Here is a 12461-nt window from a genome sequence, read left to right as displayed (position 1 = left end):
ATGCTACGATGGGTTAGTGCGCTGGCGGGCATTATGCTTTCGGTGAGCGCATGGGCAGCCATAGATACCTATAGCTTTAAAAGCGTGGAACAAGAGCAGCAGTATCGTGAGTTAACCGAACAGCTGCGCTGTCCAAAATGCCAGAACAACAGCATCGCAGATTCTAACGCTATCATCGCCTCCGATATGCGTCAGAAAGTGTATGAGCTGATGGAAAAGGGCTACACCAACAAGCAGATTACTGAATATATGGTGGCGCGTTATGGCAACTTCGTCACCTATGAGCCGCCGTTAACCGCGGCGACCCTTATTCTTTGGGCTGGTCCTGCGCTGTTTGTTTTACTGGGCGCTATCGTGGTGATTACCCGAGCACGCCGTCGCCGTCCTAACGAGCCTGAGGTATCGAGCAGCGAGACGCTCAGCGAGGCCGAGAAACAACGTTTAAACCAGCTACTTAACGACAGCGACAGGGAACATTAATAATGGCTTTTTGGTTGATAGTTTTAGTTTTGTTGATTATCGCTGCCGCATTATTGCTGGTTCCAGTGCTACGTCAGCCTCAGCGCGATCTGCCGGAAGATCGCGATCGCCTTAATACGCGTTTTTACCATCAGCGTTTGCAAGAGCTTGAGCAAGACGAAGAGCAGGGCGTGGTGGCTGAGCGTCAGGTGATGATTGAGGAACTACAGCAAAATCTGTTGTCTGATGTGCCTGATGCACAAGCGGCGAAACCTGAGCCGTTAAACCGCTGGGTGTTACTGCCGGGCGTGGTCATTTTGGTGCTGATTTCCGTTGGTTTTTATCTTAAAACCGGCGGTCTGGCGCAGGTTCAGGGCTGGAATTTGGTCATGAGCGAAATGCCTTCCCTGCGTGAGCGCGTGATGAATGAAGATAAGCAGCCGCTGACGATGGAAGAGATTGCGCGTTTAGGATTAGGCTTGCGTACCGAGCTGCAAACCGATCCGCGCAATGTGGCTGACTGGGTAATGTTAGGCCGTATCGGTATGGCGCTGAATAATGCAACGACCGCTACTCAGGCCTTTTCCCATGCGTATCAGTTAGCACCGAATGAGCCGGAAGTGGCATTGGGTTACGCAGAAGTGCTCACCCGTTCCAACGATCCTGAAGACAATAAACAAGCGGCGGATATGTTGGGCAATATGATGGCGCGCAACCATCAAGATGTGCGGGTTCTCAGTTTGTTAGCCTTTAATGCTTTCGAGCAGGGTGACTATAAGAAAGCAATCGGTGCGTGGGAGATGATGCTGCGCGTGTTGCCGGAAAATGATAGCCGCCGCGAAGTGTTAAAGCGCAGCATTGAGCAAGCCAAAGCGCAGTCTGGTGAGGATAATACGCAGCTGAGTGTTACGATTAATCTGTCACCGGATGTCGAACGCCAATTGCCGCCCACGGCGGTACTGGTGGTGTCTGTAACCGATGGCGTTGCGCCTATTCCTGTGGCGGTTAAACAGCTGCCTTTGGGGCATTTCCCGGTTACGGTATCGTTATCCGATGCGAATGCCATGATGCCAGAGCGTTTGCTTTCGGCACAAAAGCAGGTGAAGGTGCGTGCGCGGATCTCTCGAGATGGTTTAGCCAATCCGCAACCGGGTGACTGGTTCGGTGAAAGTGCGGTTATGCCCTATAATAAAGAGAGTCAGATTAGCGTACAGATTGATCATCAAGTACCATAAATCGTCTGTTGCAAAGACCTAAGCATCTGGGCATAAGAACGATCAGAATAAAAATATGAGGATCGCTGACGGCAGAGTCAATTTTCAGCCGGTTATCAGCGGTCCCTTTTCATGGAGAAGATATGAAACTTCGGCTGACAGGAGTGGCTCTGGCAAGCGTATTGCTGGCGGGGTGTGCGTCTAGTTCATCTAAACCAGAAGCCCAGGGGCGATCTGACCCGTTAGAGGGTTTTAACCGCGCGATGTTTAGCGTGAATTATGACTATCTAGACCCGTATGTACTGCGTCCTGTCGCCGTCGCTTGGCGAGACTACGTACCCGTGCCTGCAAGAACCGGTATCTCGAACTTCACCAGCAACCTTGAAGAACCGGCTAGCATGGTGAACAGCTTCCTTGAAGGCAAGGTTTACGATGGCTTCGTGCACTTTAACCGCTTCTTCCTGAATACTATTTTAGGTATGGGCGGCTTCATTGACGTTGCCACGATGGCGAATCCTAAGTTAGCGAAGCAGGAGCCGCATCGTTTTGGTAGCACGCTAGGTTATTACGACGTGCCTTATGGCCCGTATGTTGTGCTTCCGGGTTACGGCAGCGTGACGCCACGTCAGGACGGCGGTGACTACGTTGACTATCTGTATCCAACCTTAAGCTGGCTGACATTCTGGATGTCTGCGGGTAAATGGGTGGTTGAAGGTATCGAAACGCGTGCACAGTTACTGGATTCTGATGGCCTGCTGAAAAATTCTTCAGATCCTTATATCTTTATGCGCGAAGCGTATTTCCAACGCTACGATTTCTTGGCAACCGGTGGACAGCTAACCGCGCCAATCAATCCGAATGCGTCCGCGATTCAGGATGACTTGAAAGATATCGATTCAAACTGACGCTAAGCTTGATGTGAGAAAGCGCCTTAGGGCGCTTTTTTTATGCCTGAAACTTATATTTTCCCAAACAAAAAAGCGCCCAGAAGGGCGCTTTTAGATAGCGATGCGTTTTAAAAATTAGAACGCGTAGTTGAAGTTAGCGCCGTACAGCCACGCTTTACCTTCGGACTTGAACTCGTATGGACCTTCGTTGATGGTCACTTTTGAGCCGTGCATATAGGAAACACCTACGTCAACAGAAGCATCTTTGTTGAAGGCGTAGCTGGTACCCGCACTGATCCATGCGCGATCCTGATCGGGAATCGAGATAGAACGAGTACCGGCTGGTACTGGGCTATCATCGAACGCGATACCGGTACGGAAGGTCCAGTTGTCGTCGTAGAAGTAAGTAGTACCGATCGCGATGCGGTAAGCATCTTTGAAGCCTTCGTCTTTATAGAACAGCGTCTGGCCGTTAGAACCTTTCGCTTTCAGCTCTTGGAACTGGCTCCAGCTGGTGTATGCCAGGCTGTAGTGAACGGCCCACTGTGGCGCCACTTTGTGGTAACCAGAGACTTCCCACATTTCAGGCAGGTTTAAGGTCAGAGAACCTGGAACGGTTCTGCCATCGGTACCCGCAGGCAGACCAATCATTGAACCAATGCCGTTCAGAGAAGATGGCAGGTCGCTTTTGTAATCACCGTCGAAGTCAATTTTGACTTCTGAACGATAGGTAAAGCCGAAGCGGTTGTTTTCATCCACTTCATAAAGGATACCTGCGTTCCAACCAAAGCCCCACTCATCACCTTTCAGGTGGCTGATCTGAGTATTCGCAGGGATTTGTGCGACCTGGCCCGCAAGAGCTGGTGGCAACTTGCCTGAACCTGCAATCAGCAGCGGCAGGTCACCTGCGTAGCGGTCAATCTTAGCCTTGGCGTAGACCGCATCAAAGCCTAAACCGAAGCTGAAATGCTCGTTGGCACGGTATGCTGCGCTCAGGTTCAGGTTAGCAGTGGTCAGGTCGGTAGTACCGCCCATAGAGCCTGCTGCGTAGTTATCGTTAAACTCGGTTGCCAGACCATAGTTAGAGGTGACAGACGCGCCTACGGCCCATTGGTCGTTGATCGGCTGTACGTAATGGAAGTTAGGTACCCATGCGGTTGGTGCGATGTTTTTCGCGTTCAGGCTCTGACCGCTTGGAGAACGACCAGAGATATCAACGTCTGGATCGATAAATACGCCGCCGATAGACATCGCTGGGCGATCGTACATGCTCAATAGTGCCGGGTTGCGACTGGCAGATGCCGGGGTATCTGCGATGGCGCCTTCACCGGAATAGGCTCGGCCCAAGCCAGCGGCTGAGAACTCATTCAGCTGGAAACCAGCGGCATTGACGTTTGATGAAAGCAGTGCCACTGCTGCAGCTAATGCTGACTTAGTAAACAGGTTTTTCTGGCGCATGACCGAAACCTCATTATTGTGTGTTTTATTTAAACTATGTTACGTACTGTAACAAGGAGCGCGGATTGTAGGGTCCGAGTTCGATCTGACAAATCAGACCAGTGAGCTGAGTATAGGTCTGACCTCTTGGTATGTTGCAAGAATGTTTATTAAATATTTCCAAATTGATTCAAGAAAAGAGATCTCTGTAACAAAAAACAACGGAACTAATAAAGAACTGATTACAAGTGCGGAGAAATAACCGCCAAATAATGTGATTTTGCTCACTTAATGTCATTCATCTGGCATATCACTAGTCTCTGTGGTGGGAGAGGAGTAAAATACCCACAGTTTTTATATTTTTTGAGCCAGATCATAATTGGCGATATAAAAGGGGTTCATTCCCCATCGAGGAGATGATTGAAATGACTGATGCTATTAAAAAATGCAGTGCACAAGAAACAGCCGCTTGCTGTTGCGTTGATGTCGGCACCATCATGGATAACACCGACTGCACCGCATCCTATAGCAATGTATTTGCTACGGAAGCTGATGCGAAAGCCATGCTGGAACAGCTGACACAAAAAGCACGTGGTATTGAATCAGACCCATGTGAAATTAAGAGCAACATCACTAAAACAGCAGAAGGCTATGCGCTGACCGTTGATTTTGCTTTTGCCTGTGAAGCTGAAACTCTAATTTTCCAACTTGGCCTGCGTTAATCGCATCGCGTGAGTTGGTCGTATTTTAAGCGTGGCTTAGGCCGCGCTTTTTTTATATTTAAATAAAGCCGCTAATGTGCCTGTATTTCTATTTTTATCCGTGCATATATTCACTAGCTATATTATTTCCTCGAAATCTATTCTCCTTCTCCCACATTCTCTCTGAATAAGAAACCTGCTTCTGGTCTCAGTTCTTACGTTTTGTTGTTTGCTAAATGTAAAAATTGAGTTAAGAATTTACGCTATCAGGTCAGACCTGTTAACTGAAAGCGAGATGCGAATCATGTTCGCCCCACGTTCATCGTTCAGGGTTTGGTAACAATTTTGGTATTTTTAGCGTATTGCGCAGGAGCACAAAATGAGTCAGGCACTTCCTTTGTCATCCCCATTGGCTCTGACGACTCGCACAGGCGATCGCATCGCGATTGTGCAGGGACTAAGAACGCCCTTTGCTCGTCAAGCGACGGCGTTTCATGGCATTCCTGCCGTTGATTTAGGCAAAATGGTCGTGAGTGAATTACTGGCTCGCAGCAATATTTCTCCTGAGGCTATCGATCAACTGGTGTTTGGGCAGGTGGTGCAAATGCCAGAAGCACCGAATATTGCACGAGAAATTGTTTTAGGTACCGGAATGAGCATTCATACCGACGCTTACAGCGTATCGCGAGCCTGTGCCACCAGTTTTCAGGCAATAGCCAACGTGGCAGAGAGCATTATGGCGGGTACCATTTCTGTGGGTATTGCGGGGGGCGCTGATTCGTCCTCGGTTCTCCCCATTGGCGTTAGCAAGGCACTGGCGCGCACGCTGGTCGATGCCAACAAAGCGCGCACGTTGTCCCAACGTTTGAAATTATTCAGCAAGCTGAAGCTACGCGATCTCCTGCCAGTGCCTCCTGCGGTTGCGGAGTATTCAACCGGGCTGCGTATGGGCGACACCGCGGAACAGATGGCAAAAAGCCATCACATTAGCCGAGAAGAACAGGACGCCTTGGCGCATCGCTCGCATACTTTAGCGGCGAAAGCGTGGGAATCAGGCGTTTTGCGCGATGAAGTTATCACTGCCTATATTCCGCCTTACAAGCAGTCGCTCGATAAAGACAATAACGTGCGCAGCGATTCTTCTATGGCCTCTTATAGCAAACTTAAACCCGCCTTCGATCGCCGCCACGGTAGCGTAACGGCGGCGAACAGTACGCCATTAACCGATGGTGCCGCCGCGGTGCTGATGATGAGTGAATCACGCGCGCGTGAGCTGGGGTTAGTCCCGTTAGGCTATCTGCGCAGCTTTGCATTCTCTGCGATCGATGTTTGGGAGGATATGCTGCTTGGGCCGTCGTATGCGACGCCGCTGGCATTAGATCGCGCCGGTATCTCGTTGCAGGATCTCACCCTGATTGATATGCATGAAGCTTTTGCATCACAAACGTTGGCGAATTTAAAAATGTTTGCCAGCGATGAGTTTGCGCGCGAAAAATTGGGCCGCCCGCAGGCGATTGGTGAAGTCGATATGAATAAGTTCAACGTATTAGGTGGCTCTATTGCGTATGGACATCCTTTTGCCGCCACCGGAGCGCGCATGATCACACAGACGCTGAATGAATTACGCCGTCGCGGCGGAGGGCTTGGGCTGACGACCGCCTGCGCCGCGGGTGGGCTCGGTGCTGCCATGATCGTGGAGGTGGAATAATGTCAGTTCAGGAAAACCTCGCCATGCAAGAAACTCAGCCGAGCGCTTTTCGTTTTAGCGTGGTAGACAACGATATCGGTGTGATTACCATCGATGTGCCCGGCGAGCGCGTGAATACGCTTAAAGCAGAATTTGTGCAGCAGATCGAAGACGTGTTGCAACAGGCGCAAACGCACAAGTTACAGGGCATTGTGATTATTTCTGGAAAGCCGGATTCATTTATTGCCGGTGCGGATATCACCATGCTTGATGCCTGCCAAAGTGAGCAACAGGCGCGCTCATTGGCACAAAAAGGGCAGGTTACGATGGCGAAGATTGCCGCGCTTTCTATTCCTGTGGTCGCGGCTATCCACGGCGGTTGCTTAGGCGGCGGCTTGGAACTGGCATTAGCCTGTCATCGTCGTATTTGTTCACTGGATGATAAAACCGCACTAGGCCTGCCAGAAGTTCAGCTTGGTTTGCTGCCTGGCTCAGGCGGTACTCAGCGATTGCCGCGTTTGATCGGCGCTTCGCAGGCCTTAGATTTGATGCTGACCGGTAGGCATGTGCGTGCGAAGCAGGCATTGAAAATGGGGCTGGTCGATGATGCAGTTCCTGCTTCGATTCTGTTGGAAAGCGCGATCCAATTGGCACGTCAGGGATGGCGTACCCGCCCTGAACTGCCAGTGATCGAACGTCTGCTTAACGGGCCATTAGGGCGTTCGCTGCTGTTTAGCATCGTGCGTAAGAAGACATTAGCCAAGACGCAGGGCAACTATCCGGCGGCGGAAAAAATTATTCAGGTGGTGCGCCAAGGGTTAGAACACGGTAGCGCCAGTGGTTATGAAGCTGAAGCGAAGGCGTTTGGTGAGCTGGTTATGACGCCAGAGTCTGCGGCGTTACGTAGCCTGTTCTTCGCTTCTACATCGCTGAAAAAAGAGGCTGGAGGTGCCGCAAAACCGCATGCATTACATCATATCGGCGTATTAGGCGGCGGGCTGATGGGCGGCGGTATTGCCTGTGTTACGGCCACGCGCGGCGGATTGCCGGTGCGTATCAAAGATATCAGCGAGCAGGGAATTAGCCACGCACTCAGCTACAGCTGGGATACGTTGACCAAGCGGGTTCGCGCTCGTCGTATGCGCCCGGCTGAGAGACAAAAGCAGATGCAGTTGTTATCCGGCTGCACGGATTACAGCGGATTTAATCAGATGGACGTGGTGATAGAGGCGGTGTTTGAGGATCTGAAACTCAAACAGCAAATGGTGGCTGATATTGAACAATATGGTGCCGCGCATACTGTCTTTGCCTCGAATACGTCATCGCTGCCGATTAGTCAGATTGCGGCGCAGGCACAACGGCCTGAGCAGGTGATCGGTCTGCACTATTTCAGTCCGGTAGACAAAATGCCGCTGGTGGAGGTGATCCCACATGCAGGAACCAGCGAGCAAACTATTGCGACCACGGTGGCATTGGCGCACAAGCAGGGCAAAACGGCGATTGTCGTCGGCGATCGTGCCGGTTTTTACGTAAACCGCATTTTGGCTCCCTATATCAGCGAAGCGGCACGCTGTTTATTAGAAGGGGAGTCCATCAATGGCATCGATCAGGCGATGCTGAAAGGCGGCTTCCCTGTGGGGCCATTTGCGTTGTTGGACGAAGTGGGTATCGACGTGGGCACCAAAATCATTCCCATTCTGGTGGCTGAACTGGGCGAGCGCTTTGCGGCACCCGCGGCGTTTGATGCCTTGATTAAAGATAACCGTAAAGGGCGTAAGAACGGCCGCGGTTTTTATCTCTATAAAGCCAAAGGGAAAAAGGGCAAGAAAGAGGTTGATACCTCAGTTTATTCATTGCTCGGTGTGACGCCGAAACCACAAATGAGTGACGCAGATATTTTTCAGCGTTGCGTGATGCTGATGCTCAACGAAGCTGCTCGCTGTTTAGATGAAGGGATTATTCGCAGCGCCAGAGATGGCGATATTGGTGCCGTTTTTGGCATCGGTTTCCCTCCGTTTTTGGGTGGGCCATTCCGTTATATGGACCGTTTAGGCATTGATAACGTGATTGAGATATTGCAGACGCTCAGTGTGCGCCATGGAACACATTTCACGCCGTGTGAGAGATTGTTGCGGATGAAAGAGCAAAATCAGCGCTTTTATTCGTAATTCGTAGAGTTTCATATAAAACTGCATGTTGCTTGGTTGCAAGCATTTATCTGGGAATGAGAGGTCGATCACTGCTTGCAACTCTTTCATTGTTTGCCTCTATACAGGCAATTCTGTGCAAGGTAATTTACGGCCTTGGACTGACGGTATCGGTGCTGATGCGCTGAGCGGCGTTTCGTAGTATATTTAGATATTGGATAAAAGATAAACAGCAGTTATGTGTGCTGTTATCAATACCCACGTGGATGTTTTCAGTCCGCGTGACTAACGCGCGGTAAAATTAGCGTGTTAATTCTGTGTCGAATCAGGCAGAATGCCCGACCGTCAAATGCCCTCTGGCCTGACGGTACAGGATTCAGCCAACAATAGCGGTGCAATATGCAAGTTTTTATTATGCGTCATGGTGAGGCCGCTCTTGAAGCAGCTAGCGATTCAATTAGGCCTCTGACGACCCGTGGTCACGATGAATCAGTCTGTATGGCCTCTTGGCTACAGACGCAATCATGCAAAATTGAAAAAGTGTTAGTGAGCCCTTATCTGCGAGCCCAGCAAACGCTGGCGGCAGTACGTGAAGGCTTAGCATTACCTGAAAATGTTGAGGTGATGCCAGAGCTAACGCCAGGCGGCGATCCCGCTATGGTCGGATGCTATCTAGAAGCGTTAGCGAAAACCGGTGTTGGCAGCGTGTTGGTGATTTCACATCTGCCTTTGGTTGGCTATTTGGTTTCTGAGCTCTGTCCAGAAGAAGCCCCGCCGATGTTTGCAACGTCTGCGATTGCCGGTGTCTCTTTCGATATCAGCACCGAACGCGGCGTATTTGACTGGCAGGTTGGGCCTGCGCAGGTCTTGGCGAAAGTTTAGCGTTCTCTTTTTGGCAATCTGCTTTTGGCAATGTGGCGGTCATCGCCGCCACACCCATCGATTACCGACGTTCTTCCCGCTCATCAATTTCAATCAACACTAACAACGCTGCATCGCCGCCCCATTCGCGGGACGCTTGGTGAAAGGCGATTACGTCTGGATGCTGAGCAAGCCAAAGCGGCGTTTGTTGTTTAAGAATATGTTTGCCGTGACCGTGCATGACGCAGGCGCAATGCACATGTTCCCGCCGACATGCTGCGATCAGCGCGCCCAGTTCCTGCTTTGCCTGCAGCTGAGTTAAACCATGCAAATCTAAAAACAGCTCGGGTGAATAATCTCCGCGCCGCAGTTTTTTAAGCTCAAAATGGCTGGCATCGGGGCGGATATAACGCATCGGCCCTTCGCTATCTAACTGTGGCTGAAATTCATCTGAGAAATAGAAGCTGGCATCAATTTGCTCTTGCAGCATTTTTTCTGGCGCTATTTTGCGTGTACTGCGCTTAGGCTTGTGTACCACGGTGTCTTGCGCGATCTTACGTGCTCCACTGATGGACTCACGAAAAAGGGCGGCATCTTCACCGCTGATTGTTTTATTTTTCTTCATTATTAATCTGCCTTAGTCACTCTTACACGTAGTGTATCTAAACTTCACGCAGCATCTAAGAAAAACTCGTCGCCAATCTTTCCGCAGCGATAGGCGCTCATATCCATGCCAGCTATATTCCTGCTGATTTGTGGGGCTCTTCATGGCAAACTACGGGATTGCTTACTTTTCTCATTATTGAGACTTCATGACCGCTTTTACGGCGCGCATGGGGTCAAAGAACAGGTCTGTTGGAGGCTAATTTGGACAAGATTTTCGTCGATGAAGCGGTGAATGAGCTGCACACCATTCAAGATATGCTGCGCTGGACCGTCAGTCGTTTTAATGCAGCGAATATCTATTATGGTCACGGCACTGATAATCCGTGGGACGAAGCCGTGCAACTGGTGCTGCCGACCTTATACCTGCCAATGGATATTCCTGAAGATATGCGCTCTGCGCGTCTAACGTTGAGCGAACGTCATCGCATCGTTGAGCGCGTGATCCGTCGCGTTAACGACCGTATTCCGGTTGCCTATCTGACCAACAAAGCGTGGTTCTGTGGGCATGAATTCTATGTGGATGAGCGCGTGCTGGTTCCGCGCTCTCCAATTGGTGAACTGATCGACAACCGTTTCAGCGGCATTATCGACCATAACCCAAGCCACATTTTAGATATGTGCACCGGCAGCGGCTGCATTGCGATTGCTTGCGCCTATGCATTCCCAGAAGCCGAAGTTGACGCCGTTGATATTTCAACGGACGTTCTGTCTGTCACCGAGCAAAATATTCAGGAGCATGGTCTGGATCAAAGCGTTACGCCGATCCGCTCCGATCTGTTCCGCGAGTTGCCGCCGCTGCAATACGATCTGATCGTCACTAATCCGCCGTATGTGGATGAAGAAGATATGTCTGATCTACCGGAAGAGTTCCGCTTCGAGCCAGAATTGGGCTTGGCCGCGGGCAGCGATGGACTGAAACTGACGCGTCGCATTCTGGCCTGTGCGCCTGATTATCTTACCGATGATGGCGTGCTGATTTGCGAAGTGGGTAACAGCATGGTTCACCTGATGGATCAGTACCCAGAAATTCCATTTGTATGGTTAGAGTTTGAAAACGGCGGCGACGGCGTCTTCATGTTGACCAAACAGCAACTGATCGACTGTGCACCGCACTTCGCGCTCTACCGTTCGTAGAAACAGGTTACGCGTGCAAATCGCGCAGGTATGCGCCTCTTCTTATTGAAAAGGAGAGGCAGAGCGACCCTGCGCGATTCATGACACTAAAACACAACATTCATCTGCAAGTCAGAAAACAACGCTAAGGAGCCGCGCATGGCAGGCAATAGCATTGGGCAATTTTTCCGTGTCACCACGTTCGGTGAATCACATGGTATCGCATTAGGCTGTATCGTTGACGGCGTGCCACCGGGCATTCCTTTGACCGAAGCCGATCTCCAGCACGATTTAGATCGCCGCCGTCCGGGGACTTCGCGCTATACCACGCAGCGCCGTGAACCCGATCAGGTGCGTATTCTTTCTGGGGTGTTTGAAGGTATTACCACCGGCACCAGCATTGGGCTAATGATTGAAAATACCGACCAGCGTTCGCAAGATTACGGCGCTATTAAAGATTTATTCCGTCCTGGCCATGCGGATTACACCTACGAACAAAAATACGGTACGCGCGATTACCGCGGTGGCGGCCGTTCTTCTGCGCGTGAAACTGCGATGCGCGTTGCTGCAGGCGCGATTGCCAAAAAATACTTAAAAGAAAAATACGGCGTTCAGATCCGTGGCTGCTTGACTCAGATGGGTGATATCACCTGTGAAATCAAAGATTGGGAACAGGTAGAACAAAACCCGTTCTTTTGTCCCGATCCTTCTCAGCTCGAAAATTTAGACGAACTGATGCGCGCGCTGAAAAAAGAGGGCGACTCCATCGGGGCTAAAGTGACCGTGGTTGCTGAACAAGTTCCCGTGGGTTTAGGCGAACCGGTGTTCGATCGTTTAGATGCGGATTTAGCCCATGCGCTGATGAGCATCAATGCGGTTAAAGGCGTTGAAATTGGTGATGGTTTCGCGGTGGTGAATAAGCGCGGCAGTGAAAATCGCGATGAAATTACGCCGGAAGGTTTTCAAAGCAACCACGCTGGTGGCATTTTGGGCGGCATTAGTAGCGGACAGGATATTGTTGCGCACTTAGCCTTAAAGCCGACGTCTAGCATCATGGTGCCGGGCAGAACGATCAATCGCCAAGGCGAAGCCGTTGAAATGGTGACGCGTGGGCGTCACGATCCGTGCGTTGGGATCCGTGCGGTGCCGATTGCGGAAGCGATGATGGCGATCGTGCTGATGGATCATTTGCTGCGCCAACGTGCGCAGTGTGGGGACGTAATTTCTAACGTTCCTCGTTTCTAAATGGCCTTGGGCTCATTTTGATGATGGGTTGTCTTTTATGCAAA

The 12461-nt window shown here is 50.7% G+C and carries 11 protein-coding genes; 9 read left to right on the top strand and 2 right to left on the bottom strand.

The features are described from left to right. The 3 genes from CPY98_RS13930 to mlaA all read left to right on the top strand — a co-directional run bounded on the left by CPY98_RS13930 (position 1) and on the right by mlaA (position 2578). Positions 1 to 480: a cytochrome c-type biogenesis protein gene (locus tag CPY98_RS13930; protein WP_369828323.1), complete on the top strand. Its 480-nt coding sequence runs from the start codon at positions 1 to 3 to the stop codon at positions 478 to 480. Between the two features lie 2 nt (positions 481 to 482). Further along, the gene (ccmI, locus tag CPY98_RS13925; RefSeq protein ID WP_046448611.1) at positions 483 to 1694 is read left to right on the top strand and encodes a c-type cytochrome biogenesis protein CcmI; all 1212 of its coding nucleotides are present in this window, start codon (positions 483 to 485) and stop codon (positions 1692 to 1694) included. 122 nt (positions 1695 to 1816) lie between these two features. After that, entirely contained in the window at positions 1817 to 2578 is a 762-nt protein-coding gene (gene mlaA, locus CPY98_RS13920) for a phospholipid-binding lipoprotein MlaA (protein ID WP_043494267.1), read from the top strand. 117 nt (positions 2579 to 2695) lie between these two features. Here mlaA and fadL read toward each other — a convergent pair whose 3' ends face one another. Further along, on the bottom strand, positions 2696 to 4018 hold the full coding sequence (gene fadL / locus CPY98_RS13915; protein ID WP_043494264.1) for a long-chain fatty acid transporter FadL: 1323 nt from the start codon (positions 4016 to 4018) through the stop codon (positions 2696 to 2698). A gap of 404 nt (positions 4019 to 4422) precedes the next feature. Here fadL and CPY98_RS13910 point away from each other — a divergent pair, with 404 nt between their 5' ends. The 4 genes from CPY98_RS13910 to sixA all read left to right on the top strand — a co-directional run bounded on the left by CPY98_RS13910 (position 4423) and on the right by sixA (position 9414). Next, entirely contained in the window at positions 4423 to 4719 is a 297-nt protein-coding gene (locus tag CPY98_RS13910; protein WP_074399238.1) for a YfcZ/YiiS family protein, read from the top strand. 358 nt (positions 4720 to 5077) lie between these two features. Then, positions 5078 to 6406: an acetyl-CoA C-acyltransferase FadI gene (gene fadI / locus CPY98_RS13905; RefSeq protein ID WP_046448610.1), complete on the top strand. Its 1329-nt coding sequence runs from the start codon at positions 5078 to 5080 to the stop codon at positions 6404 to 6406. Beyond that, positions 6406 to 8553, top strand: a complete 2148-nt coding sequence (gene fadJ, locus CPY98_RS13900) for a fatty acid oxidation complex subunit alpha FadJ (protein ID WP_096388114.1) — start codon at positions 6406 to 6408, stop codon at positions 8551 to 8553. The genes fadI and fadJ overlap by 1 nt, the downstream gene beginning before the upstream one ends. A 378-nt stretch (positions 8554 to 8931) precedes the next feature. Beyond that, positions 8932 to 9414, top strand: coding sequence for a phosphohistidine phosphatase SixA (gene sixA, locus CPY98_RS13895; protein ID WP_043494257.1), 483 nt, complete (start codon positions 8932 to 8934; stop codon positions 9412 to 9414). Between the two features lie 61 nt (positions 9415 to 9475). Here the strand turns inward: sixA and smrB are convergent, their stop codons facing one another. Continuing rightward, complete coding sequence (gene smrB, locus CPY98_RS13890; RefSeq protein ID WP_040045550.1) at positions 9476 to 10018, bottom strand: endonuclease SmrB; 543 nt, start codon at positions 10016 to 10018, stop codon at positions 9476 to 9478. A gap of 242 nt (positions 10019 to 10260) precedes the next feature. Here smrB and prmB point away from each other — a divergent pair, with 242 nt between their 5' ends. Then, positions 10261 to 11193 (top strand): 50S ribosomal protein L3 N(5)-glutamine methyltransferase, encoded by a 933-nt coding sequence (gene prmB / locus CPY98_RS13885; protein ID WP_025797764.1) that lies wholly within the window; start codon positions 10261 to 10263, stop codon positions 11191 to 11193. A 138-nt stretch (positions 11194 to 11331) separates the two neighbouring features. Further along, a complete protein-coding gene (aroC, locus tag CPY98_RS13880; protein WP_025797766.1) occupies positions 11332 to 12417 on the top strand; it encodes a chorismate synthase in 1086 nt (361 codons plus the stop codon). Positions 12418 to 12461 lie beyond the last annotated feature (44 nt).

Source organism: Hafnia sp. CBA7124 (assembly GCF_002355555.1).
In the GTDB taxonomy this organism is placed as follows: Bacteria; Pseudomonadota; Gammaproteobacteria; order Enterobacterales; family Enterobacteriaceae; genus Hafnia; species Hafnia alvei.
The sequence above is the reverse complement of the archived record's forward strand: the minus strand, read 5'-3'. Positions and strand labels throughout refer to the sequence as shown.